We start from the raw sequence: 24,477 nt of genomic DNA on the forward strand, positions 1-24,477 counted from the left end.
CGCTAGTCTCCCGGGATCGCTTGGTAGAACGTGCCGGGATCGAGTTCGGTCGCGGTGCCGACCAGATCACGCCCGCCGAGTTGCGCCAGCACCCGGTACAGCACGCGTGCATCGGCTTCTTCGTCCGCGATCGGACGCCGCGGGATCCCCTCGCGGTAGCGGTCTCGGTAGGCGTGCAGCGTCGCCGGATCCTGCGCGCCGGTCAGTGGCGCGATGGTGTCCCATTCGGCATCCGAGGTCGCCAGAATCTCTTTCGCGGCACGCGTCACGGCGATGAAGCGGGCCACCAGGTCCTTGTTGGCGTTGGCCCAGGTTTCGTCGAAGACATAGCCGATCATCGCGATGCGGCCCTTGCTGCCCAGCTTTTTCAGCACGTCTTCCATGCCGGCAAGACGGCGAAAACCCCTGGCTTCAAGCGCGGCGCAGAAATTCCAGTAGTTGAGCGTCGCGTCCATCTCACCGTCGAGGGTCTTGGCGGCGAGCAGCGGCGGCGCGCCGTAGACGATGCTCGCCTGCGACTTCAGGTCGACGCCGTCCTGCTTCAATGCGGCCTGCAGCAGCAGCCAGTTCTTGTCGATCGCGCCGCCGGCAACCGCAAGCTTCCGCCCCTTGAGGTCGGCGAGCGTCTTGAGCGGCGAGGCGGCCGGGACCATCACGGCGCCCAGCGCGCTCGAATAGGGATAGAATTGCAGCCTGGCGCCGAGCGAGCGCTCGCGCGACACCCAGGGCCAGTCCGACACCATCACGTCGGCCGTGCCGGAGCGCAGCGCGATCTTGCCGGCCTCGGGGCTGGCGAGCTCGACGACGTCGATCGACAGATTGGCCTTCTTGTCGAGACCGTGGGAGCGAATGACGGCCAGTTCCCAGGCCAGCGTTCCGGTCTTCTGCGCTGCAACGCGGACGGTCTCCGCATTGCACGAGGTGCCGAACTGCATGACCGCCAGAACTGCCGCAGCCAACACCGTGCGTACAGAGATGATCATCGTTTCTTGCGCCACTTCCCCGAATGTTTTCTTTTCTGATCAATCTCCATAGCATAGCTTGCGGAAAGAGAAGAGGAAGCAGGACCATGGCAGGAGCTGGCATGCTACGACCGATTGTCGCCGTCCTGGCGCTCGCCGGTACCGCCATCGGCGTGCGGGCCCAGGAGATCAATGACTATCCGACCTCGGCGCGGGCGGAATATGTGTTCGGCTGCATGAAGGCCAATGGCGAATCCCGGCAGTCGATCGAGCAATGTTCCTGCTCGATCGATGTGGTCGCCTCGATCATCCCCTATGACCGCTACGTCACCGCCGAGACCGTGCTGAGCATGGCGCAGGTGCGCGGCAATCTGGGCGGTCAGTTCCGCTCCTCGGAGCAGGCCGCCAATGCGCTCAACGACCTCAGGCGCGCGCAGGCCGAGGCTGAAGTCAGGTGCTTCTGAAGTCAGGTGCTTCTAAAGTCTATCGGCAGATAGCGGGCAGGTCAGGTCCCGGGATTCTCGACCTTCCATTCGTGCTCGAAGACGTGCCCTTCGGTGTCCTTGGCTTCGGCGCGGAAACGCTTGGCGCCATTCGAGACGTAGGTGAAGCGGATATTGGGATCCTCGGAAATCGAGATGCCGCCCTCCATCGCCAGCACCGGGCTGTCGTCCTGCCAGATGTGCAGCTCGTTGACGAAGAAGGCCGGGATATAGAGCTGCGTGACCTGGTCCATCTGCAGGCCTGAATTGTTCGGATGCCCGATCATGATCTGGGCGTCCCGCGTGCTGCTCGCCGGCCCCTGTTCGGATCTGGTGAATTGCCGGTAGCGCATCTGGCCAAGCCGGTTGTTTGCTTCCTCGACATTCTTGCCGGCCGGTGCCGAGCAGCCGCCGGAGGCTTTGACATAGACCTTGCTGACATAGAGCTTTCCGTCGCTGAGCTCCGCGACGGCGTGAACGTTGGTGTAGTTGTTGACCCGGACGCGGGTCGAGATCTCGGTGACGTTGGCGTCCGGTCCAAGCGTGAACCTGGCGGCCATCGGCGCCGGGTTCTCGTCGATCACGAGCGTGATCGCGACGACGCGGCGACTGTCGCTGGGCTGAAGCTTGCTGCGCAGCGTCACCGGCACGATCGCGGCATCTTCCGCCCGCGACGGCATCTCGATGCCGATGACGTCGTTGCCGTCATTCATCGGGCGGTTGCTGAAGATGTCCTGGACCAGGCCCGGCCAGGGATCATAGGTCTCTGCCGCGGACGCAGCCGGTGTGCCCAGCGCGATCGTGAAGAGGCTGGCGATGCAGAGCAGGCGGGCGCGATGTCCGGTCATGTTCGCGAAATCCTGTGCGAGCCGCGTCATTATAGGACCAACGGCTACTCCCATTCAATTTCCGAAAATGCTGCAGTTGCGTTGCGGGCGTTGTAATCGTCGAACAACTGCCAGCGCGGCCGCTCGGCCTCCGCTGCATGCTCGGCCGCGGCCGTGATCGGCTTGCCGCTCTTGACCAGGGCGCGAACGTCCGCGGCCAGCGTCTCAAGATAACGCCGCTCGTCGGCGAGCCCCGCAGGCCAGGCGCTCACGGGTCCGTGACCGGGAACCACGCGCTCGGCGGGAATGGCCGCGAGGTCGTCGAGCGCACGCAGCCAGCCCTTGAGGCTGCCGTCGACCACGGGAATGTGGACCAGGAACACCATGTCGCCCGCGAACAGGGTGCTGGTCTGCGCGTCGAAGACGGTGAGGTCGTTGTCGCTATGGGCAGGCGGCCAGGCCTTCAAGGTCAGGCTTCGTCCGCCGAGGTCGAGCTGAAGCGTGTCCTCGACCAGCACGGTCGGCGGAATGATCTTCACCTCGTCGATCAAGGCGTCGCCCATCGTCCGGCGAAAGCCGTCGAGATAGAATTGCCCGCGTGCCGCCAGCGCGCGGGGCAGCATCTTGTGGCCGACGAAACGGGTCCCGTCACCGACGAACGCCGCGTTGCCGAAGCTGTGGTCCGGATGCGCGTGGGTATTGATCACGTAGCGGATCGGCTTGTCGGTGTGACTGCGGACCGCGGCGAGCAATTGCCGGCCTTCGCGAACGCTGCCGCCGGTATCGACGACCGCAACCGCGCTGTCGCCGATCACGAATCCGATATTGGCGATGGCACCTTCATTCTCGCGCGTCATCAAGGAGGTGACCCCGCTGTGAACGAAGATTCCGGGCGCGACTTCGCTCACAGGCAATTCCGCCTCTTGCGCCCACGCTATGGTCGGCGTCCAAAGCACCAGGAGCAGCGCAAGCACCGATCCGCCATGAACCATGTTTCCGCCTCAGTTTCTCCGGAGCGCGCGATCGATGTCGCCGCGCGCCAGTGTGCGCTGCAGCAAGCAACGCGGCGCAATCGCGATGATTATTCCTGTTGCACGTCATGGTGCGCCGGGCAATTGGTGGATCGCGGCGATCGATCCGATCACGAGGAGACGACGTAATGAGAATTGTCGGATGCCGTCCTGTTCTGCTCGCGGTTGCCGGCCTGATCGCAAGCCTCGCCGGCGGCGATATCTCGCGCGCGCAGATCAATGATCAGGGCGAACTCTCGATCGAGCTGGTCGACGCCAAGGTGCTGCGCATTTGCGCCGATCCGCGCAACCTGCCGTTCTCGAACGAGAAGGGCGAGGGGTTTGAGAACAAGATCGGCGAGCTGTTTGCCGAGAAGCTGCAGAAGAAGCTCGACTACATGTTCTTTCCGCAGGCGACCGGCTTCGTGCGGATGACGCTCGCGGCGCATCGCTGCGACGTGATCATGGGCTTTCCGCAGGGCGATGACCTCGCCCAAGGCACCAATCCGTATTACCGCACGGCCTATGCGCTGGTGACCAAGGCGGGCGGCGAGCTCGATCAGGTCACGACGCTCGAGGACGAGCGGCTGAAGGGCAAGCATATCGGCATCGTTGCGGGAACGCCGCCCGCCACCAACATGGCCGCCGCCGGCCTGATGGGCAATGCGAAGCCCTATCCGCTGATGATCGACACCCGCTACGATTCGTCGGCCCAGGCCATGATGGACGATCTTGCCAAGGGCGAGATCGATGCCGGCATCCTGTGGGGACCGATGGCGGGCTTCTATGCCAAGAAGGCGAACCCGCCGCTGCACATTACGCCGCTGGTGAAGGAGACGACCGGACCGAAGCTGGTCTATCGCATCGGCATGGGCGTGCGCGGGTCCGATCAGAACTGGAAGCGGCAGCTCAACCGCCTGATCCAGGAGAACCAGCCGGCGATCAACAAGATCCTGCTTGATTACGGCGTGCCGCTGCTCGACGAGAACGACCGTCCGATCGGTCCGGAGAGCGCGACCAAGTCGCCATGATCCGCCTCGCGGCGATGTTTGCGGTGATGTTGGTCGCCGCTTCGCCTGTCCGCGCGCAGGACCCGCCTCCAGAGCCGGAAGGTTATCGCACCGAGGATTACCGTGCGCCAGTGCCGACATCGCTTGCCGGCGCACGCGTGCTCACGACTGCGGAGGCGGAAGCGATCTGGCGCGACAAATCAGGCGCTTTCGTCGACGTGCTGCCGCGCGCACCGAAGCCGAATCTTCCCGCCGGCACGGTGTGGCGCGAGCGGCCGCATCGCAACATCCCCGGCAGCATCTGGCTGCCCGACACCGGCTACGGCAAGCTCGCCGCATCGACCGAAGATTATCTGCGACGCGGTCTGGTCCGCGCCTCCGGCGGCGACACGGCAAAATTGCTCGTGATCTACTGCCAGGAAAGTTGCTGGATGTCGTGGAACGCGGCCAAGCGCGTGCTGTCCTACGGCTACCGCAACGTGGCGTGGTATCCGGAGGGGACCGACGGCTGGGGGCGCGCCAAATTGCCGCTGGCGGAATCGGAACCCGAGCCGCGCGAGGGCGAGCATTGAGCCCGTCCTCACACGTCATCCCGGTTATTTTTGCTTGTCGAGCTTGTTGATGGTCTTGCCGCCATCGTTGTCTGAGGTGGTGAACGTCACCTTGTCGCCGGCGTGGAAGTCCTCCAGCGACAATCCCTTGGGTACCTTGTATTCCTGCATCGCGCCGCCGGCCGCGCCCACCGTTCCGCTTTGCGTCTGCTGGAGCGAGATGGTTCCGCTCAATCGGTCAATCTTGGTGACGATTCCGGTCATCGGTTGCTGGGCCAAAGCCGCTGAGGTGATCAGGCTCGCGGCCGCGAGGCTGGTCATGACGATCTTGGCTGCTCTCATCGAGGTCTCCCAACTTCAGATATAGTTGGAGTCAACGAGCGGAGAGCGCAGTTGGTTCCGCAACAGCGCGGCCCAAAAGAGCGCGTCGGGATGCGTATCTGTCATCACCGGGGGCAAGCCTTAGTCCAGCTCCTGCTGGATGGTGCGACTGAGCGCAAACAGCCGCTGATCGATCGCGGTCGGCACCTCGCAGACGAACTTCACCACGCGCCCGCGGTCTTCGAAGATCCGCGTTTCCCAGACCAGCTGATTGCCGAGCTCGTCGACCTTGGCCTGGTCCGGCGGGGTGGCGTCCTGCAGCTTTTGCAGCGCGAGCGTATCGTCGCGGATCTTTTCCGCGGCCTCGCGCTGCTTGCGCATCACGCGCTCGAGCCCGTTCATGACCGAGGCGCGCTGGCCGTTGAGCGTATCGAACAGGCCTGCGAACAGCAGCTTTCCGGCATTGGCCTTGTCGGCCGCGGAGGCTTGCAGGAACTCGGTGATCTCCTTCTGCGCGTCCTCCAGCGGAACGCGGCGCGCGGCAAGCTTGGTCGCGAGCGCGCTGACCTTCGGATCGTCCCGCCATTTGGTCTCGGCATCGCCGAGCGGCGGGCCGGCCCACACCGCGGCGAGCGAGATTTCCGGCACCTTGGCCTGTTGGCAGGGCCAGTCCGGATAACGCGGGTCGGCAGCCGATGCGTCCTGGTTCGACAGAACCATCGCGAGCAGCGCGCCCAGTGCCATGCGCCAGATCGTCATGCCTCGCCTCCGCCGGGACCGCGGCGCACCAGGCCGCGCGATGGATCGTAAGCCAGGATCGCGCCGATCATGAACACCACCGTGCAGCCGCCGACCACCGCGAGGGAGACCCAGTTCATCTTGCCGTACAGCGCAAACCGGATCAGCTCCACCGCATGGGTGAACGGATTGCACTGGCAGACATAATACAGCATCGGGCTGCCTTCCTGCACCCGCCAGAGCGGGTAGAGGGCCGACGATGCGAAGAACATCGGGAAGATGACAAAGTTCATCACACCGGCGAAGTTTTCGAGCTGCTTGATGCTGGCCGAGATCAGCATGCCCAAGGCGCCGAGCATCAGGCCCGACAGCACCAGCGCCGGCAGCACCGTGAGATAGCCGACGGTCGGCGGCGTGATGTCCCAGAACCAGGCGATCAGCAGGAAGGCGTAGACCTGGAGCAGCGAGACGGCCGTGCCGGCGAGCAGCTTGCAGAACAAGAGATAGCCGCGCGGCAGCGGGCTGACCAGCAACGTCCGCATGTTGCCCATCTCGCGGTCGTAGACCATCGACAGCGAGGATTGCATGCCGTTGAACAGCTGGATCATCGCCATCAGGCCGGGCGCGATATAGACCTCGTAGAGGATGTAGGTCTCATAGGGCGGGATGATCGAGATGCCGAGCACCTGGCGGAAGCCGGCGGCGAAGATGAACAGCCAGACCAGCGGCCTGACCAGCGCCGAGACGAAGCGCTCGCGCTGATGCAGGAAACGCAGCGCCTCGCGCCACACGATGCCGTTCAGGCAGACGATGTATTCCGACGGCGAGAAGCCGCTGCGCTCGGGCGTGACCGTCGTGCTGCTCATGTGGGCGGCTTTCCGGTAAGGGTGGCCGTTCCGGTCAGGCGCATGAACGCGGTGTTGACGTCCTGGGCGCCGGCATCGGCGATCACGCGCGCCATCGCCCCGTGCGCCAGCATCCGGCCCTGATGCAGCACCACGAGGTCGTCGCCCGGCATGATCTCGTCGAACAGATGCGTCGCCCACAGCACGCCGATGCCTTGTTCGGTGACGAGCTGGCGGACATGGTCGAGGATGTCGGCGCGCGCCTTGACGTCGAGCCCGACGGTGGCTTCGTCGAGCAGCAGCAGCCGAGGCCGATGCAGCAGCGCGCGGGCGATCTCGAGCCGCCGCATCTGCCCCCCCGAGAGATCGCGCACCTTGCTGCCGGCGCGGTCGGCAAGCCCGATGCGGGTGAGCACCTCGGCGCTGCGCAGCCGCGCCTCGCGCCGCGAGATGCCGTGCAGCGCGGCGTGATAGAGCAGGTTTTGCGTCAGCGAGAGATCGAGATCGAGCGTGCGCGGCTGGAACACGACACCCATCAGCCGCAGCGCTTCACCCGGTGTCCGGCTGATGTCGTGGCCGAAGATCTTGATCTGGCCGTTCTGGATGCCGAACAGCCGCGTCACCAGCGAGAACAACGTGCTCTTGCCGGCGCCATTGAGGCCGAGCAGCGCGGTGAAGCTTGCCGGCTGAACCGTGAAATTGACGTCGATCAGGGCGCGTCGCGGACCGTAGCTGTGGCTGACATTGCCGATCGACAATGCCGGCTGCACCGCCGCTACAGGGCCTGTATCCGGCGACGGCTGGCTCGCGATATGGGCGTCGGTTGCGGTCATGGCTGCGCGATCGTGATCCCCCAGGGCAGTTCGCCGACCTGAATGGTCTTGATCACCTTCTGGGATGCGACATCGATCACCGAGACGTCGTTGGAGACGCCGTTGGTGACCATCAGATATTTCTCGTCCGGCGTGAAATCCATGTGCCAGACCCGCTGGCCGACCAGGAGATATTTGAGCACCTTGTGGGTCGCGCCGTCGACGACCGCGACGCGGTTGGCGGGTCCGAGCGCGACGAACGCGGTCTTGCCGTCCTTGGTCATGCCGATGCCGACCGGCTGGATCGCCTCGTTGCGCAGGCCTGGGATCTCGAAGGTGATCTTGCCGGTGACCTCGTGCTTGACTGGATCGATGATCGACACCGTGCCGCCGATCTCGGAGGATACCCACAATTCGGAGCCGTCGCGCTTGAACTGGGCGAAACGGGGCCGCGAATCGACCAGCACATTGGCGACGATCTGGCGCGTCGACGTATCGATGAAATGCGCCATGTTGGTGGTCTCGGACGTGTTGATCAGGATCTTGCCGTCCGGGCTGATCGTCATGCCCTCAGGCTCGACGCCGACCTGGATGTCGCCGATCCGGGCGCGCTTCTCGAGATCGATCACGGTGACCGTGTTGTCGTTCTCGTTGGCGACATACATGGTCTTGCCGGCCGCATCCTGGGTGAACAGTTCCGGGTCGGGGCCGGAGGGCAGGGTGTCGACGATCTCCTGGGTCTTGGTGTCGATCACCTGGATGGTGTCGTCGTCGCCGACCGCGACCATGACGAACTTGCCGTCGCGCGAGAACTCGATGCCGCGCGGCCGCTGGCCGACCTTGATGGTCTTTGTCACCGTCCAGCTGGTGGTGTCGATCACCGTGACGGTGTTGCCCTTTTCGTTGGAGACATAGGCAACGAAGGCGGACGCCGGTGTCGCGGCAAGCCAAACGAGCATCCCGGTCAACAGACAGCGGCGCCACATACGTTTCATCTCCCTCACTGCAGCTTGCATTTCGTTTCGGGCCGGTCAACTCCGAGCGTGTCGAGCTCGGAGACCTGGTGCAGGAAACCTTCCTGCGGCGAGACCGAAACGACCATACGACCATCGGCCAGCAGGATCGGCTGACGGAGCTGCCAATTCCAGTCGCGCAGGGTCAACCGCGTGCCCTTGAAGGCGGCGATCGAGAAATCCTTGCCTTTGAGGAAGGCGATGACCTTCTTGGGATCGCCCGAATTGGTGCGGGAAGTGGCTTCGCCGATCATGCGCGCGGCGGTCCAGGCCTGCATGTCGAGCGCGGTCATGCGGCGCATGTTCAGCTTGACGAAGCGGTTCTGAATCTGGACCGCGCCCCATTGGTCATGCGCCGCGTCCCAGCTGGTCGGCACCAGGCCCGCCGAGCCCGCGACGGGCCGCGGGTCCCAGGTCCGGTAAGGGAGATAGTTCGCGAACACCTCGCTCTCGTCGGCGGCGACCAGTACGTCGTAGGCCGGCGCCTGCTGGGTGAACACCGGCATCTGGCGCTGGATCAGCGTCACGCCGGAGTCGGTGCGGCGGGCGCCGCCGGTGTCCTCGAAGGTCCGTTCCTGGACGATCTTGGCGCCAAACCGCGTGGCAGCGCGACGCAGCGCATCGGCGTAGAGCTTGTCCTGATCATGCGAGCCCGTCACCAGCAGCCAACGCTTCCACTGCTTCCACACCAGGTACTGGCCGAGCGCGTCCGCCAGCATCGAGCGGGTCGGCGCGACATGGATGACGTTGGCGCGGCAGTCCTGCTCGCGCAGCCGGTCGTCGATCGCACCCGCGTTCAGCAGCACGGTGCCGCGATCGCGCAATGCGTCGGCGACCTTGAGCAGGGCATCGGCGGGCAGATCGGTGATGATGTAGTCGTTGCGGCCGGCGAGATCGGCCGCGGCCTTGGCGACATCGTCGCTGTCCTTGACCTTGACCTCGTCGAGCGTGAAGCGCTGGTTGAGGAACTTGCCGGTCGTATTGTTGTCCTCGATCGCAAGCCGCGCGCCGGCGATGCCGTCGTTGTCGGCCGGTTGCTCGACCAGCGAGAGCGTCGATTTGACGCCGGCATGGCCGAGATAGCCGATATGGATCTCGACGGGACCAGCCGCCAGCGCTCCGGTCGCCATCATGCTGAGCGCGATCGTGCCGATCAGCCATCGGAACATAACTCCTCCCGCAGTCTTTCCTCACTCGGCATGGCACTATCGAAAGCTTCCGCTTTTCTGGCCAAGCGTTGATGTGCAAGATGCCGGAATTGGCCTGGCTTGCAACCCCGCTTTTTGTCGTTGCAAGGTTACATATTCGATTGGTTCACAATCATGAGATCAGGCTTTGCATGAGATCAGGATTTGCATGAGATCAGCGTTCGTCGTCGTATCTTTGCTGGTGATGTCTGCGGCGGTCCGCGCCGAGCCGCCCAAGCTTGCGGTGTTCGACTTCGAGATGATCGATACAAGCCTGCAAGGGGAAGTGAACGGGCCGCGGACCGACGAGCAGGCACGGCTGCTGCGGGCCGGCGATCAGGTCCGCAAGGAGCTTGCGGACTCCGGCAAGTTCCGGGTGCTCGATATCGCGCCCGTCAATGTTGCGGCGCACGGCAGCAATCTTCAGGCCTGCGGCGGCTGCGACGTGAAGCTGGCCGGCCAGCTCGGCGCTGACCTTGCGATGACCGGCGTGGTGCAGAAGGTCTCCAACCTGATCCTCAACATCAATCTCTATCTGCGCGACGTGCACACCGGGCAATTGGTGGCGGCCGCGAGCGCCGACATGCGCGGCAACACCGACGAATCCTGGTCGCGGGCCACCGATTACCTCGTGCGCAACCGCCTGCTCGCGCCGAACTACGGCCTGCCGCAGGCCCGATAGATCAGCCCTTCGCTCGCAATAGCGTTGATGGAGCGACACCAGTTTAGCCCCGTGACCCTGAGGAGCGCGCCCTTGCGCGCGTCTCGAAGGGTCGACGGCCACCAGCCGGGCCGTGCATCCTTCGAGACGCCGCTGCGCGGCTCCTCAGAGGGTGTGATTTTTTTGGGGTTTCAGCGAGCATTATAGCCGAAAGCCGGCGCGGTGTGATTCTCTGGCGATGATGGATTCGCGGGAGGTGATGTTGGCTGCCGATGAGTTGTTTGGGGACCTGCCGGAGCAGGCGAAGCCATCAGTCGAAGCGGGCTTGCCCGGCGCTCCGCGGCTGCGTGAGCCCCAGCGCGACCAGATTGCGCTGCGAGCGGTTGATATTGAGAGCCTGATCGGGGAAGACCATCCGGTGCGGCTGATCTGGTCTTATGTCGAAGAGCTTGATCTGAGTGAGTTGGAGGACCGGATCAAGGCTCGCGGCGATCGTCCCGGTCACCCCGCGACCTCGCCCCGGCTTTTGCTGGCGCTGTGGCTCTATGCCGCCAGCGAAGGCGTTGGCAGCGCGCGGGCGTTGGAGCGGCTGTGCGAGAGCCACGATGCCTATCGCTGGCTGTGCGGCGGGGTGTCGGTGAACTATCACCTGCTGGCGGACTTCCGGGTCGGCAACGCCGATCTGCTTGACCGACTGCTCAGTGAGCATCTGGCAGCGTTGGCAAAGGCCGGTCTCGTCGATCTGGAGACCTTGGCGCAGGATGGCATGCGGGTCCGGGCCAGCGCCGGGGCGGCCTCGTTCCGGCGCGAGGCGACGCTGGATAAGCATTTGGCGCAGGCTGAGGCCGTGGTGGAAGACCTCAAGCGCGAGGTCGACACACGCTCGGACGCCAGCAATAAGCGTGCCCGGGCAGCCAAGGAGCGGGCCGCGCGGGAACGCAGCGCGCGGGTGAAGGCGGCGCAGACGGCGCTCGCCGAGATCAAGCAGCAGCGCAAGGAGCGCGAAGAAAGTCGCGGCAACGGCAAGACGCCGAAGGAGCCGCGGGCCTCCACGACGGACGCCTATGCACGGGTCATGAAGATGGCGAACGGCGGCTTCCGCCCCGCCTACAACGTGCAGGTGACGAGCGTGGCCGGCGAGCAGATCGTCGTCGACACCAGAATTTGCAACATCGGATCCGATCGCGGCCTGATGCGTCCCATGCTGGAGCGGCAGCGTGCGCGGCCCGGAGGGTTGCCCAAGGACCATCTCGTCGATGGCGGCTTTGGCAGTGCCGAGGACATCGAATGGGCCTATGCCGAGGGCATCGATATCTTTTGTCCGCCCACTCAATCCAAGCACGGTACCGATCCCTATCTACCGCGGCGCGGCGACGGTCCGGGGGTGTTGGCCTGGCGTGCGCGAATGGCGAGCAAAGAGGGCAAGGCCCGATACAGGTCCCGGTCGATCTGCGAGTGCATCCATGCCCGCTGGCGCAATTGGGACCTGCGGCAATTGACCGTGCGCGGCATCGAAAAGGTCCGTGCCGTCGTGCTCTGGTACGCCCTCGTCAACAACATCCTGCAAGGCAACCGCCTCTCCAGAGCCTAAACAACGGGTCATCGCCGAACTCGAACTCAAACCTGCCAATTGCTGCGACGAACAGCCGCCAAAAACTCCGCAGGAGCCGAATCCGTCACAAGCTCTCAGGATGACGGATACTCACACTTCGCGCGGGGAACGCTCAAGCCTTCAGCCGTGCGGCGTGCCAGCGCAGGTGATCGGCCATGAAGGTCGAGATGAAGTAGTAGCTGTGGTCGTAGCCCGGCTGACGCCGCAAAGTGAGCGGGATGCCGGCCTTCTCGCAGGCGGCTTTCAACAGCTCGGGCCGCAGCTGCTCGGCAAGGAAGCCGTCGGCATCGCCGTAATCGACCAGCAGGTCCGAGAAGCGGGCGCCGTCCTCGATCAGCGCGACCGCGTCGTGCTTGCGCCATGCCTGTTTGTTGTTGCCGAGATAGCCGCCGAGCGCCTTGTTGCCCCACGGCACCTGCGACGGCGCCACGATCGGCGCAAACGCGCTGGCCGCGCGATAGCGATCGGGATAGGTCAACGCGACCGTCAGCGCGCCATGGCCGCCCATGGAGTGACCGAGGATCGATTGCCGCGTCGTGTCGACCGGGAAATGCTCGGCGATCAGCTTGGGCAATTCCTCGGTGACGTAGCTCCACATCCGGTAATTGGTCGCGAACGGCGGTTCGGTCGCATCGACATAGAAGCCTGCGCCGAGGCCGAAATCATATGCATTGGCGGGATCGCCGGGAACGCCTTCGCCGCGCGGGCTGGTGTCGGGCGCAACGAAGATCAGGCCGAGCTCGGCGCAGGCCTGGCGGAATTCACCCTTTTCGGTGACGTTGGTGTGGGTGCAGGTCAGGCCTGAGAGATAGGTGACCACAGGCAATTTGGCGCCGGCCGCGTGTTCCGGGACGAACACCGAGAAGGTCATGTCGGTCTTGGTCTCGCGGCTCGGATGGCGGTAAACACCTTGCGTACCGCCATGCGACTTGTTCTGGGAAACCGTCTGCATTGCCATATTCCTCTCGGTTGGAGTGCAGCGTCAGGCGACGCCACTCTCGATCGCTAGGCGCACCAGCTCGGCCGACGTGCGCACGCCAAGCTTCTGGCGCATGATCGATGACGTGTTCGCGACCGTCTTGTATGACGAATGCACCAGCCAGGCGATCTCCGACAGGCTCTTGCCGGAACTGAGCAGGCGCAGGATCTCCATCTCGCGCGAGGTCAGCTTGGACAGCGGGTTTTGCGCAAAGCCCGGCCGCGCAAACGCGACGTTGCGTGCGATCGCCGGCGGCAGATAGACGCCGCCATTGCCGACTTCGCGCACCGCCTCGACCAGATCGTTGGGATCGCCGGTCTTCGAAACGTAGCCCTTGGCGCCGATGTCGATGGCGCGGGCGGCGAACACCGGGTCGTCGTTCATGCTGAACATGATGAGGCGTGCGGATGCATCGCGCGTCAGGATGCGGCGCGCCAGCTCGAAGCCGGAGACGGTCGGCAGGTTGATGTCGATCACGCAGAGATCGGGTTTGTCTGCGACAAACGCGCGCTCGCCGCTTTCGGCATCCGCGGCTTCGAGCAGGGTGATCCCGGGATCGTCGGCGAACACGGTGCGGCAACCGGAGGCAACGATGGGATGATCATCAACGATCAGAATGCGCATGGCATTGTTCCGGCGACCTGCTTCTGTTCACTCATCGTCTCATCGGCTTGCACGAAGAACACCTCGGTTCCGGCCGGTTGTGCACCTCGCATGGGATTGCGATAGGGTGCGATTAGATAGCCGGGCAAATTTGGCTGTCAACGATCCTCTCGGAGGAGGGATCGCGGTCGGGGGCAACGTCATGTGGCAAAAGCTATCCTTGCGCGCACGGATCAACCTGCTGCTGGCGCTGATCTTGGCGCTTGGGCTGGGCATCAATATTGCGCGGCTCGTGCTCGAAGCAGGTCCGCGCGTCCAGGCCGAGGACCAGAGCGTGATCCGGCTGGCGCGCGAGTTCGTCGCGACGATCGTGGCCGGTCTCGACGAGGCACCGGACCCCGATGCGCGGCTCGACCAGATCGTCCAGGACCTGAGCCGGCTGCGTCACGTCAGCATCACGCGACAGGATGGCGCGACCGCCAAGTCCACCGAACGGCCCGAGGACGCCGATGGTTTGCGCGCCGCGCCGGAATGGTTCGTCGCGCTGGTCCATCCCGAGCAGACCTCGGTGCGGGTGCCGATCTCGGTTCACGGCAAGCCGCAATCGCTTGTCATCACTTCGCATCCAGACGACGAAATCGCCGAGATCTGGGATGGCATCGTCACCCAGCTCGAGGTGGGCTCCGCGATCGCGGTGGCGCTGCTGCTGGTCACCATGCTGGTGGTCGGCCGCGCGCTGGCGCCGCTGGAGGCGCTGTCGCAGGCCATGACCGGCATCGAGGCCGGCGATTACGACGCGCGCGTCGAGCCTGGCGGGTCGCCGGAACTGGCCGCGATCTGTGCCAAACTGAACCATCTGGCGGCGACACTGGGCGAAGCCGTGGATAGCAAGCGGCTGCTGGCCGAACGCGCGGTGTCGCTGCAGGATTCCGAGCGCAAGGAAATCGCGCGCGAACTGCACGATGAGTTCGGGCCCTATCTGTTCGCCCTGCGTGCGCATGCCGGCGCGCTGACCCGGCTGGCGGAGGTCGAACAGCCCGATCCGGCGGCGCTGCGCAAGCACGGCAACGCCATCCTCGAGCAGGTCAATGCGCTGCAGCAGTTCACCCGCCGCATCCTGGAGCGATTGCGGCCGGTCGGATTGGCCGAGCTCGGACTTGCGGAGGCGCTCGGCGCGCTGGTGCGGATGTGGAGCGAAACCCACCCGGAGGTGGAGATCGACAGCAACGTATCGCCCGAGCTCGGCGATACCGGCGAGATGGCCGATCTGACGATCTATCGCATCGTCCAGGAAGCGCTCACCAACGTGTTCCGCCACGCCGGCGCGACTTCGGTCGATATCACGATCGAACCTGCGGAGCGGCAGGCGGGCGCGCGCGGCAGCCGCGGCTGCGCGCTGGTGCGGGTCCGCGACAATGGCCGCGGCTTGCTCGCCGATCACCGGCTTGGCCGCGGTTTGACCGGCATGCAGGAGCGAATCCTCGCGCTCGGCGGCACGCTCAAGATCGATTCCGCCGATGATGGTGTGACGGTCGAGGCGCTGGTGCCGAAGGCCGTGCGCGCTTAGCCCGGTGACCGCGGCCAATAGGTGAAGGCGGCCCAGGCCAGCGCCAGTGCGCCGGCGATCCAGAGCGTGACGATCGCGATCATGCCGGCCCGGCTGATCGGGCGCTGCAAGATGGCTGCGGCCTTAGTGCGGGATTCCGCCATGACCTCGTCCGGAATCAGCGAAAGCGCAAGCCAGATGCCGAGCGGCAGCAGGATCAGGTCGTCGAGATAGCCGAGCACCGGGATGAAATCCGGTATCAGGTCGATCGGCGAGAGCGCATAGGCCGCAATGGCGATTGCAAGGGCCTTTGCGTACCACGGTACGCGTGGATCGCGCGATGCTAGGTAGAGCGCAACGCTGTCACGCTTGAGGTTGCGCGCCCAAAGCCTGATCGAAGACAGCTTGAGTGAGGAGAGTTTGAAGGCCGACAGCATGGCGCCTGCACGCCAGACGGAAGCGCTACTCCAGCACCACATCCACCGGTATGCCGCCGTGCAGACCCTTGTGGACGGAGGAGGGCGCGATGCCGAAATACTTCCGGAAGACGCGGCTGAAATGCGAGGAGCTCGAGAAGCCCCATGAGAACGCGACATCGGTGATGGTCTTGCCGTTCTGGGATTCCAGCTCCTGCCGGCAATTCTGCAGCCGTGCCTTCCAGATGTAGTCGCTGACAGTCATGCCGCGATCGCTGAACAGCATATGCAGATAGCGCTTGGAGCAGCCCAGCGCCGCGGAAATGCGGTCGATGCAAAGATCGGGATCGCGCAGGTGCTCGCGGATGAAGCCCTGGGCCCGCACATAGGTCGCCTCGGCGCTGCCGCGATCGAACATCGCGCCGGTCTCGCGCAGCGGCAGCAGCAGCAGGTCGATCAGCGCATCGGCGACGCCGACCGCGTTGACCGGGGTCAGCGTCGGCGCCTCGCCGAACGCAGCATGGACGAAATCATAGGCGATGCGGCCGGTGCCGTTGCGCGCCGACAGCTTGCACGGCGCCATCTTGGAGAGCTGGAAGCCGCGCTCCTTGAGCAGGTCCTTTGGAACGATGACAACCTCATGACGCGTCAGGGACGGGCTGATGATCGTGTGCGGACACGACACGTCATAGGCGAAGCAGTCGCCCGGCATGATGTCGAAGTGCAGACCGTCCTGCTCGAAATGCGAGACGCCATGGGTCTGGAAGACGATCTTGATGTAGGGATGCTCGCTCAGCTTAATGCGCGAGAGCGCATGGGCGATGCGATGCTGGCTTGCCTCGATCTGGCACAACTTCAGCCGCGACACGGTGGTGTAGTTGATCCGGCCTTCAAGCGAGGATCCTTCCAGCGCATCGACGTCGAACTGACCGCAGAGGTCAGTGAGCGCATCCGACCAGCGCTGGATCTGACGCTTGGGCGTCAATCCGTTCGTGCTGAGTGAATGGACTGTATCGGACATCTTTCCAGCCACCGATTCGATCCCCAACGTGACTGCCAACAGAGCTTAGGTCTGGTCCGGGATGATGCGCCTTCTCCCTGATTCTGAACAGCTTAGGGAGGCGACGGGACATCTTCCCGGTCAATGTCGGGTGATCCTCCGACTTAGTTCTGGGCTCGTCAAGCGCAACCTTAGCACGCGTCAAACTGGCGCTCGAACGGCGTCAGCCGCGATTGATGCCCTGCAACATGAAGCAACCCTTGCTGCCAATTCCGACCGGGGCTGGAAAAATCTCATGAAGGTTCGCTTCTGAGCAAACGGCTCTTCTCTTTTGGGCAAGTCAGCCGGATTCGATCGGACTACGACTGGGGTACCAAAATGGAAGAAGTGGGGCCGTTTCGGCGGAAACCCTTGAGCTCTTGAACCTGGGAGGAAATCCACGATGCGCAAGCTGCTATACGCGACCAGCCTTGGGGCAATGGCGGTGTTCGCCGCCGGAGCTGCCACTGCCAATGACGAACTCCACAAGATGGCGCAGAACCCGAAAGACTGGGTGATGCCGACCGGCGATTACTCCAATCAGCGTTACTCGAAGCTGAATCAGATCAACGCCCAGAACGTCGGAAAGTTGCAGGTCGCCTGGACGTTTTCGACCGGCGTGCTGCGCGGCCACGAGGGCGGTCCGCTGATCATCGGCAACATGATGTACGTCCATACGCCGTTCCCGAACAAGGTCTACGCTATTGACCTTTCGAAGGACAACCAGATCGTCTGGAAGTACGAGCCGAAGCAGGATCCGAACGTCATTCCGGTGATGTGCTGCGATACCGTCAATCGCGGCGTCGCCTACGGTGACGGCAAGATCTTCCTGCACCAGGCCGACACCACGCTGGTCGCGCTCGATGCCAAGACCGGCAAGGTGGAGTGGAGCGTCAAGAACGGCGATCCGAGCAAGGGCTCGACCGGCACCTCCGCACCGATGGTGATCAAGGACAAGGTCCTGATCGGTATCTCCGGCGGCGAGTTCGGCGTGCAGGCGCATATGAGCGCCTACGACATCAAGACCGGCAAGCTGGTCTGGCGCGGCTTCTCGGAAGGTCCGGATGATCAGATCCTGGTCGACGACAAGACCACCGAGCTCGGCAAGCCGGTCGGCAAGGACTCGAGCCTGAAGACGTGGCAAGGCGATCAGTGGAAGATCGGCGGCGGCGCGACCTGGGGCTGGATCTCCTACGATCCCGAACTGAACCTCGTGTACTACGGATCGGGCAACCCCTCGACCTGGAATCCGAAGCAGCGGCCCGGCGACAACAAGTGGTCGATGACGATCTGGGCGCGTAACCCGGACACCGGCGTCGCCAAGTGGGTCTACCAGATGACGCCCCATGACGAATGGGACTATGACGGCATCAACGAGATGATCCTTTCGGATCAGTCGATCGATGGCAAGCCGCGTAAGCTCCTGACCCACTTCGATCGTAACGGCCTCGGCTACACCCTCGATCGCGCCACCGGCGAACTGCTGGTCGCCGAGAAGTACGATCCGAAGGTGAACTGGACCTCCGGCGTCGACATGAAGAAGGACTCGCCGACCTATGGTCGTCCGAAGGTTCTTGACGCAGCGTCGACCGACAAGGCCGGCGAGGACGTCAACGTCAAGGGCATCTGCCCGGCAGCGCTCGGCTCGAAGGACGAGCAGCCGGCGGCTTACTCGCCCGACACGCAGCTGTTCTACGTGCCGACCAACCACGTCTGCATGGACTACGAACCGTTCAAGGTGAGCTACACCGCAGGTCAGCCCTATGTCGGCGCGACGCTGTCGATGTATCCGCCTCCCGGTGAGACCAACATGGGCAACTTCATTGCCTGGGACGGCAAGACCGGCAAGATCGTCTGGTCGAACAAGGAGCAGTTCTCGGTCTGGTCGGGTGCACTCGCGACCGCCGGCGGCGTGGTGTTCTACGGCACGCTGGAAGGCTACCTGAAGGCTGTCGACGCCAAGACGGGCAAGGAGCTCTACAAGTTCAAGACCCCGTCCGGCATCATCGGCAACGTCACCACCTACGAGAACAACGGCAAGCAGTATGTCGCAGTTCTGTCGGGTGTTGGCGGTTGGGCAGGCATCGGCCTCGCGGCTGGTCTGACCGATCCGACGGCCGGCCTCGGTGCAGTCGGCGGCTATGCCGCGCTGAGCAACTACACCGCGCTCGGTGGAACGCTCACCGTGTTCTCGCTGCCGCAGCAGTGAGCTGAGCGACCTCGTTCCGGCGCATGGAGCGAACTCCATGCGCCGGTCCGTCTTCAATCTGCACGCGAGGATATGCTTTTGCGTAAGATCTGGTTTGTGACTGCTGCGATCTTGGTCGTGGCAATGGGCGGAGTTGCCTCCGCCGAGGATGTGGGTGATCCGACCGCCGTCAAGAACGAAGACGGCAAATGGCTCGACAAGGATGGAAACCCGACGTTCAAGGTTACGGCCGACGGCACGGTGGACTGGTACACCTACTCGGGCTACCGCCGCTATCATTCGGAGTGCCACGTCTGCCATGGACCCGATGGCATGGGCTCGACTTATGCGCCGGCATTGAAGGATTCGCTGAAGACCATGAGCTATCCCGACTTCATGGGCATCGTTGCGAGCGGACGCAAGAACGTGTCCACGGCGCAGGAGAATGTGATGCCGGCGTTCGGCGATAACCCGAACGTTGCCTGCTACATGGACGACCTCTATGTGTACCTGCGCGCCCGCGCCAACGATGCGGTTGGGCGCGTTCGACCGGCCAAGCACGAAGACAAGTCGGAAGCCTACGGCAAGGCCGAAGACGCCTGCATGGGCAACAAGAAGTGAGCGTGACCGGCGCGAATGGCAACCTGTTTGACGTTTAGTGGAGACCAAGATGAAGACCCGCGCCGCAGTCGCATTTGAAGCAAAGAAGCCGCTCGAGATCGTCGAGCTCGACCTGGAAGGCCCCAAGGCCGGCGAGGTCCTCGTCGAGATCAAGGCGACCGGCATCTGCCACACCGATGCCTACACGCTGGACGGCTTCGACAGCGAAGGCATCTTCCCCTCGGTGCTCGGCCACGAAGGCGCCGGCATCGTTCGCGAGGTCGGCGCCGGCGTGACGTCGGTGAAGCCGGGCGATCACGTGATCCCGCTCTACACGCCGGAATGCCGGCAGTGCAAAAGCTGCCTGAGCCAGAAGACCAACCTCTGCACCGCGATCCGCGCGACGCAGGGCAAGGGCGTGATGCCGGACGGCACCTCGCGCTTCAGCTACAAGGGCAAGCCGGTGTTCCACTACATGGGCTGCTCGACCTTCTCGAACTTCACCGTGCTGCCCGAGATCGCGGTGGCCAAGATTCGCGAGGACGCGCCGTTCGACAAGAGCTGCTATATCGGTTGCGGCGTCACCACCGGCGTCGGTGCGGTCGTCAACACCGCCAAGGTGACGCCGGGCTCCAACGTCGTCGTGTTCGGCCTCGGCGGCATCGGCCTCAACGTGATCCAGGGTGCCAAGATGGTCGGTGCCGACAAGATCGTTGGCGTCGACATCAACGACTCCAAGGAAGCCTGGGGCAAGCAGTTCGGCATGACGCATTTCGTCAACCCGACCAAGCTGCAGGGCGACATCGTCCAGCATCTGGTCGGCCTGACCGACGGCGGCGCCGACTACACCTTCGACTGCACCGGCAACACCACCGTGATGCGCCAGGCGCTGGAAGCCTGTCACCGCGGTTGGGGCGTCTCGGTGGTGATCGGCGTCGCGGAATCCGGCAAGGAGATCGCAACGCGTCCGTTCCAGCTCGTCACCGGGCGGGTCTGGAAGGGCACCGCGTTCGGCGGCGCGCGCGGCCGCACCGACGTGCCGAAGATCGTCGACTGGTACATGGGCGGAAAGATCCAGATCGATCCGATGATCACCCATGTGCTGAAGCTCGAGGAGATCAACAAGGGCTTCGACCTGATGCACGAGGGAAAATCGATCCGTTCGGTCGTCGTATTCTGAAATCAAAACACCAAGCACTAGGAGGATAGGTCAATGACTGTTCATATCCACCCGTCGGTCGACAATGGCGTCAAGCAAGGCTCCGGCAGTTTTGCCGGCGGCACGCTGGTCTGCAAATGCGCGGACAAGAAGGTCAAGGTCGGGGTCAAGGGCGACGTCGCCCACAACCACGCCTGCGGCTGCACCAAGTGCTGGAAGCCGTCGGGCGCCACCTTCTCGGTGGTCGCGGTGGTGCCGCGCGAGAACGTCACCGTGCTGGAGAACGGCGACAAGCTGAAGATCGTAGACAGCGCGGCGGTGATCCAGCGCCACGCCTGCACCGGCTGCGGCACCCACATTGTACGGCCGGATCGAGAACAAGGGCCATCCGTTCTACGGCCTCGACTTCATCCACCCCGAGCTGTTCCAGGAGTCCGGCTCGGCGGCTCCGGGATTTGCCGCCTTCGTGTCGTCGGTGATCGAATCCGGCGTCAAGCCGGCCGATATGGCCGGGATCAGGTCGCGGCTGAAGGAGCTTGGGCTCGAGCCTTACGACTGCCTGTCGCCGCCGCTGATGGACGCGATCGCCACCCACGTGGCGAAGTCCAAGGCGGCCTAAACAAGGCTGCCTAAACAAGGCGGCGTAAAGAAGAGGGCGGCCTAAGGAAGAGGCAGCCGACAGCCGCGGCCTGATGGCCGGGCCCTGAAGAGATCCTGCGCCGGCAGCGGGCCTGCCGGCGAGGGATATGCTGGTAGTACCCGTGACCTTGAACCTTGCATGCCCTGCGGGCGACCACAGGGCATGCATTTTATTTTCCGCCTTGCCCTCGTCCTTTCCCCGATCCTGGTCCTCTCGCACGCCCGCGCGGCATCGCCGGAGGACCGCTACATCGCCGCGCGCGACGCCGCGATCGCCAAATTCGCCAAGCTGTCGAACGACAACAAGATCGACGAGGCTGCCGACAAGGCCGAGGCGGCCGCGCGCGACGGGCTGAAGGCCCAGCTGGCGGCCATTCTGGCCGAGCCGTCGCGACCCGGCTTTGCACCCGCCCAGCTCAATCTCGATACTCTATATAAGGGCGACATGGGGTTCGGCATGCTGGACGGCCTGCGCTTCGATGCCGACACCGGCCGCGACGGCACCAGGATCGGCGAAAAGCGCGCCGACGGCAGTTTCGTCGAGCCCAAGGCCCATATCGTCGTCACCACCGAGGCCCTGTTCACCCGCTGGCTGCATGAGCACAAGACCTGGTGGGACAAGGCCAGCAAGAACGTGCCGCAACAGGTCGAAGCGGCGCTGAAGTTCGAAGGCCTCTACACCCAGGCGATCTCGACCGATGCCGCGGTGATCAATTTCAACGCGCTGACGGTCACCAAGCCGGCGTCGGCCAGTCTGACTTACGGCTTCCTGGCCGGCCGCACCCAGGATTCGACGCCCGAGGCCGCCGACGAGGTGTTTGTCGCTGTTCTCGCCAACGGCAAGTTCTATATCGCCTATGGCGAGATCGAGCCGACGGTGAAAGTCCCGGCGTGTACGGCGATCCATGCCGACTACAACAAGAAAGCCGACGATGCGGCCGACAAGCTCGCGCGCAAGCAGATCACCAGGAAGGAATATGACAAGCTCGGCGACCTGCGCCAGCAGGGCGACGACGCCTTCAAGCGCTGCTTCGTTCAGCAGGCGCCACAGCAGCCGGCTTTCACTGAGGCCACGAAGCAGGCCCAGGCGCTGCTTGATGCGGCGATCGGAAGGTAGTGCAGGCGGTGATTTGATCGGCTGACCGTCCGACCCTATCTTCCCTGGAAAGTCCTGCATCCCGGGGAGACGCCATGACGACCGCCATCAGCCCGTTTCGCATCGACGTCAGCGACGATGTCCTCGAGGATCTCCGCTTCAGGCTGCGCCGGACCCGCTGGCCGGAGGCCGAGCTGGTCTCCGACTGGAGCCAGGGCGCGCCGCTCACATGGATCAAGGACGTCTGCCACTATTGGGCCGAGAGCTATGATTGGCGGCAGCGCGAGGCGCGGCTCAACCGCTTCAGCCAGTTCACCACCGAGATCGACGGGCTCGACATCCACTTCATCCATGTCCGCTCCAAGCATCCGGAGGCGCGGCCATTGATCATCACCCATGGCTGGCCGGGATCGGTGGTCGAATTCCACAAGGTGATCGAACCACTGACCGATCCGACGGCGCATGGCGGCAGCGCGACCGACGCCTTCCATGTGGTGTGCCCGTCATTGCCTGGCTTCGGCTTCTCGGCCAAGCCCTCGGCGACGGGCTGGGGCGTCGACCGGATCGCAAAAGCCTGGGCCGTCCTGATGCAGCGGCTCGGCTACGCCAGCTATTTCGCGCAAGGCGGCGACTGGGGCTCGGCGGTCACGACCGCGATCGGCGGGCAGGACGCGGCACATTGCGGCGGCATCCATATCACGCTTGCGATGTCGACGCGGCCCAATGTCGAGGGCCAGCCGACGCCGGAAGAGACCCGCGCGCTCGACGGCATCAAATATTACGCCGACTGGGATTCCGGCTATTCGAAGCAGCAGTCCACCCGGCCGCAAACGCTCGGCTACGGCCTGACGGATTCGCCGAGCGGGCAGGCGGCCTGGATCCTGGAGAAATTCTGGGCCTGGACCGATTGCGACGGGCATCCGGAAAACATCCTGAGCCGCGACGAACTGCTCGACAATGTCATGCTGTACTGGGTCACCGCGACGGCTGCGTCGTCGGCGCGGCTCTACTGGGAAAGCTTTGGGCCGGGCAAGCGAACCCCGCACAAGGTCGCCGTGCCGACCGGCGTTGCCGTATTCCCCAAGGAGATCGTCACGCCGGTCCGCAAATGGATGGAGACCAACTTCACCAACATCCAGCACTGGAGCGAGATGCCGAAGGGCGGACATTTCTCGGCGTTCGAACAGCCCGAGCTGTTCGTCGGCGAGGTGCGGAAGTTTTTCGGCACGCTGCGCTGAAGACAGAAGCTGCGGAGGGTAGAGCGACTTGTCCGCCGTAGCTCGAAGAGGAAGGCGGAAGCGATACCCATCATCTGTCCCGTGGGCGAGGTCGATGGGTTTAGCTGCGTAGGATGGGTGGAGCGAAGCGATACCCATCGTTCTCGCCTCGAATCTGAGTTGATGGGTATCGCTTCCGCCTTCGCTCTTCGAGCTACGGCGGACAAGTCGCTCCACCCATCCTACAGGCCATGAACTACAGCAGTCCCCGATAAATCCCCGGCGCGGAGCCGTCGATGGCCACCGCGCCGACCGCCTTCTCATAGAATTCGGCCGGCCCGACGCCGCCGATGATGGCGTAGCCGAAGCCCTGGTGCTTCATGTCCTCGAGACAGGCGAACAGCAGTGCCTTGCCGATTCCAACCTGTTGCGCTTTCGGCGCGACGCCGGTCGGACCGAAGAAGTTGCGGCAGGCCGCGTCGTAGCAGGCGAATCCCACGATTGTCTTGTGCTGGGTCGCGATGAAGCACGATACCGGCTGGCGGCTGAACGCGACATCGGTCTCGCTCGCCCATGCCTCGCTGAATGTCTCGCGCACCCAGGCTGTGACCTTGTGCTTTTCGGGCGCGAGCGCCCGGCGCATGACGATTCCACCCTGCTGCAATCGATCATAGGCGGGCCGGGAATCGGGCAGGGCGTAGAGCTTGACGAGCATGTCCATCCGGCAAGCTTAGTTGAAAACGCGCCCGGTGGGCAAATCTCGCAAGAGCAATGGAGGCGCAGGACTACCACTTCCGCTGCTGCTTGTTCGAACCCCTGTTCGATGCCTTGGCCTCGCGTGCAATTGCCCAAAAATACCCGCCGCAGAATGCAACGATCGCAACAATCACGCTGGCGGCGATAAGCTCTTGCATGTCCGCGGTTCTCCAAGTAGACCTATCTCGGTTACGTGGGAATTATACCC

General features: G+C 64.0%; 26 protein-coding genes and 1 pseudogene. 12 read left to right on the plus strand and 15 right to left on the minus strand.

Annotated features, from left to right (window positions below; all coding sequences use genetic code 11):
• Window positions 1-2 precede the first annotated feature (2 nt).
• A complete protein-coding gene (locus tag ACVW17_RS20310; RefSeq protein WP_456756481.1) occupies window positions 3-935 on the minus strand; it encodes an ABC transporter substrate-binding protein in 933 nt (310 codons plus the stop codon).
• Window positions 936-1,084: 149 nt separating this feature from the next.
• Between ACVW17_RS20310 and ACVW17_RS20315 the strand changes: the two genes are divergently transcribed.
• Entirely contained in the window at window positions 1,085-1,426 is a 342-nt protein-coding gene (locus ACVW17_RS20315; RefSeq protein ID WP_456753521.1) for a hypothetical protein, read from the plus strand.
• A 41-nt stretch (window positions 1,427-1,467) separates the two neighbouring features.
• Here the strand turns inward: ACVW17_RS20315 and ACVW17_RS20320 are convergent, their stop codons facing one another.
• Window positions 1,468-2,292 carry a quinoprotein dehydrogenase-associated SoxYZ-like carrier gene (locus ACVW17_RS20320; protein ID WP_456753522.1) on the minus strand — a complete coding sequence of 275 codons (825 nt, stop codon included), beginning with the start codon at window positions 2,290-2,292 and terminating at the stop codon, window positions 1,468-1,470.
• A gap of 44 nt (window positions 2,293-2,336) precedes the next feature.
• Window positions 2,337-3,263 carry a quinoprotein relay system zinc metallohydrolase 2 gene (locus tag ACVW17_RS20325; protein ID WP_456753523.1) on the minus strand — a complete coding sequence of 309 codons (927 nt, stop codon included), beginning with the start codon at window positions 3,261-3,263 and terminating at the stop codon, window positions 2,337-2,339.
• A gap of 167 nt (window positions 3,264-3,430) precedes the next feature.
• Here ACVW17_RS20325 and ACVW17_RS20330 point away from each other — a divergent pair, with 167 nt between their 5' ends.
• Window positions 3,431-4,312, plus strand: coding sequence for a substrate-binding domain-containing protein (locus ACVW17_RS20330; protein WP_456753524.1), 882 nt, complete (start codon window positions 3,431-3,433; stop codon window positions 4,310-4,312).
• The gene (locus tag ACVW17_RS20335) at window positions 4,309-4,863 is read left to right on the plus strand and encodes a PQQ-dependent catabolism-associated CXXCW motif protein (protein WP_456753525.1); all 555 of its coding nucleotides are present in this window, start codon (window positions 4,309-4,311) and stop codon (window positions 4,861-4,863) included. Before ACVW17_RS20330 ends, ACVW17_RS20335 begins: the two co-directional genes overlap by 4 nt.
• Before the next feature lie 24 nt (window positions 4,864-4,887).
• On the opposite strand, the gene ACVW17_RS20340 is transcribed toward ACVW17_RS20335, so the two are convergent.
• From ACVW17_RS20340 to ACVW17_RS20365, 6 genes are all read right to left on the minus strand, one after another.
• Window positions 4,888-5,163 carry a copper-binding protein gene (locus ACVW17_RS20340; RefSeq protein WP_456753526.1) on the minus strand — a complete coding sequence of 92 codons (276 nt, stop codon included), beginning with the start codon at window positions 5,161-5,163 and terminating at the stop codon, window positions 4,888-4,890.
• Window positions 5,164-5,304: 141 nt separating this feature from the next.
• Window positions 5,305-5,922 carry a hypothetical protein gene (locus ACVW17_RS20345; protein WP_456753527.1) on the minus strand — a complete coding sequence of 206 codons (618 nt, stop codon included), beginning with the start codon at window positions 5,920-5,922 and terminating at the stop codon, window positions 5,305-5,307.
• Window positions 5,919-6,767, minus strand: coding sequence for an ABC transporter permease (locus ACVW17_RS20350; RefSeq protein WP_456753528.1), 849 nt, complete (start codon window positions 6,765-6,767; stop codon window positions 5,919-5,921). The genes ACVW17_RS20345 and ACVW17_RS20350 overlap by 4 nt, the downstream gene beginning before the upstream one ends.
• Complete coding sequence (locus tag ACVW17_RS20355; RefSeq protein ID WP_456753529.1) at window positions 6,764-7,579, minus strand: ABC transporter ATP-binding protein; 816 nt, start codon at window positions 7,577-7,579, stop codon at window positions 6,764-6,766. The genes ACVW17_RS20350 and ACVW17_RS20355 overlap by 4 nt, the downstream gene beginning before the upstream one ends.
• Window positions 7,576-8,553: a YVTN family beta-propeller repeat protein gene (locus ACVW17_RS20360; protein WP_456753530.1), complete on the minus strand. Its 978-nt coding sequence runs from the start codon at window positions 8,551-8,553 to the stop codon at window positions 7,576-7,578. The genes ACVW17_RS20355 and ACVW17_RS20360 overlap by 4 nt, the downstream gene beginning before the upstream one ends.
• A gap of 5 nt (window positions 8,554-8,558) precedes the next feature.
• Window positions 8,559-9,740, minus strand: coding sequence for an ABC transporter substrate-binding protein (locus tag ACVW17_RS20365; protein WP_456753531.1), 1,182 nt, complete (start codon window positions 9,738-9,740; stop codon window positions 8,559-8,561).
• A 187-nt stretch (window positions 9,741-9,927) separates the two neighbouring features.
• Between ACVW17_RS20365 and ACVW17_RS20370 the strand changes: the two genes are divergently transcribed.
• Both ACVW17_RS20370 and ACVW17_RS20375 read left to right on the plus strand, forming a co-directional pair.
• Entirely contained in the window at window positions 9,928-10,440 is a 513-nt protein-coding gene (locus tag ACVW17_RS20370; RefSeq protein ID WP_456753532.1) for a DUF3280 domain-containing protein, read from the plus strand.
• A 238-nt stretch (window positions 10,441-10,678) separates the two neighbouring features.
• The gene (locus ACVW17_RS20375; protein ID WP_456756347.1) at window positions 10,679-12,010 is read left to right on the plus strand and encodes an IS1182 family transposase; all 1,332 of its coding nucleotides are present in this window, start codon (window positions 10,679-10,681) and stop codon (window positions 12,008-12,010) included.
• A gap of 133 nt (window positions 12,011-12,143) precedes the next feature.
• Here ACVW17_RS20375 and fghA read toward each other — a convergent pair whose 3' ends face one another.
• Window positions 12,144-12,989: an S-formylglutathione hydrolase gene (gene fghA / locus ACVW17_RS20380; protein ID WP_456753533.1), complete on the minus strand. Its 846-nt coding sequence runs from the start codon at window positions 12,987-12,989 to the stop codon at window positions 12,144-12,146.
• 24 nt (window positions 12,990-13,013) lie between these two features.
• Entirely contained in the window at window positions 13,014-13,634 is a 621-nt protein-coding gene (locus ACVW17_RS20385) for a response regulator (RefSeq protein WP_456753534.1), read from the minus strand.
• 181 nt (window positions 13,635-13,815) lie between these two features.
• On the opposite strand from ACVW17_RS20385, the gene ACVW17_RS20390 reads away from it, so the two are divergent.
• A complete protein-coding gene (locus ACVW17_RS20390) occupies window positions 13,816-15,180 on the plus strand; it encodes a histidine kinase (protein ID WP_456753535.1) in 1,365 nt (454 codons plus the stop codon).
• On the opposite strand, the gene ACVW17_RS20395 is transcribed toward ACVW17_RS20390, so the two are convergent.
• Both ACVW17_RS20395 and ACVW17_RS20400 read right to left on the minus strand, forming a co-directional pair.
• A complete protein-coding gene (locus ACVW17_RS20395; protein ID WP_456753536.1) occupies window positions 15,177-15,596 on the minus strand; it encodes a YkvA family protein in 420 nt (139 codons plus the stop codon). The two genes, ACVW17_RS20390 and ACVW17_RS20395, sit on opposite strands and share 4 nt — an antisense overlap.
• A gap of 25 nt (window positions 15,597-15,621) precedes the next feature.
• Window positions 15,622-16,596 (minus strand): helix-turn-helix domain-containing protein, encoded by a 975-nt coding sequence (locus ACVW17_RS20400; protein WP_456753537.1) that lies wholly within the window; start codon window positions 16,594-16,596, stop codon window positions 15,622-15,624.
• 421 nt (window positions 16,597-17,017) lie between these two features.
• Between ACVW17_RS20400 and xoxF5 the strand changes: the two genes are divergently transcribed.
• The 6 genes and pseudogenes from xoxF5 (at window position 17,018) to ACVW17_RS20430 (ending at window position 23,534) form a co-directional block, all read left to right on the plus strand.
• Entirely contained in the window at window positions 17,018-18,823 is a 1,806-nt protein-coding gene (gene xoxF5, locus ACVW17_RS20405; protein WP_456753538.1) for a lanthanide-dependent methanol dehydrogenase XoxF5, read from the plus strand.
• Between the two features lie 123 nt (window positions 18,824-18,946).
• Window positions 18,947-19,423, plus strand: coding sequence for a c-type cytochrome, methanol metabolism-related (locus ACVW17_RS20410; RefSeq protein ID WP_456756482.1), 477 nt, complete (start codon window positions 18,947-18,949; stop codon window positions 19,421-19,423).
• Between the two features lie 49 nt (window positions 19,424-19,472).
• Window positions 19,473-20,582, plus strand: coding sequence for an S-(hydroxymethyl)glutathione dehydrogenase/class III alcohol dehydrogenase (locus tag ACVW17_RS20415; protein WP_456753539.1), 1,110 nt, complete (start codon window positions 19,473-19,475; stop codon window positions 20,580-20,582).
• A gap of 33 nt (window positions 20,583-20,615) precedes the next feature.
• Window positions 20,616-21,180: pseudogene (gfa, locus tag ACVW17_RS20420) on the plus strand (S-(hydroxymethyl)glutathione synthase).
• Window positions 21,181-21,363: 183 nt separating this feature from the next.
• Window positions 21,364-22,317, plus strand: a complete 954-nt coding sequence (locus tag ACVW17_RS20425) for a hypothetical protein (protein ID WP_456797811.1) — start codon at window positions 21,364-21,366, stop codon at window positions 22,315-22,317.
• 74 nt (window positions 22,318-22,391) lie between these two features.
• Complete coding sequence (locus ACVW17_RS20430) at window positions 22,392-23,534, plus strand: epoxide hydrolase family protein (RefSeq protein ID WP_456753542.1); 1,143 nt, start codon at window positions 22,392-22,394, stop codon at window positions 23,532-23,534.
• A 235-nt stretch (window positions 23,535-23,769) separates the two neighbouring features.
• On the opposite strand, the gene ACVW17_RS20435 is transcribed toward ACVW17_RS20430, so the two are convergent.
• Together ACVW17_RS20435 and ACVW17_RS20440 are read right to left on the minus strand one after the other, a co-directional pair.
• On the minus strand, window positions 23,770-24,234 hold the full coding sequence (locus tag ACVW17_RS20435) for a GNAT family N-acetyltransferase (RefSeq protein ID WP_456753543.1): 465 nt from the start codon (window positions 24,232-24,234) through the stop codon (window positions 23,770-23,772).
• A gap of 64 nt (window positions 24,235-24,298) precedes the next feature.
• Window positions 24,299-24,427, minus strand: a complete 129-nt coding sequence (locus ACVW17_RS20440) for a hypothetical protein (protein ID WP_456753544.1) — start codon at window positions 24,425-24,427, stop codon at window positions 24,299-24,301.
• Between the last annotated feature and the right edge of the window lie 50 nt (window positions 24,428-24,477).

Source organism: Bradyrhizobium sp. USDA 4473, assembly GCF_054063335.1.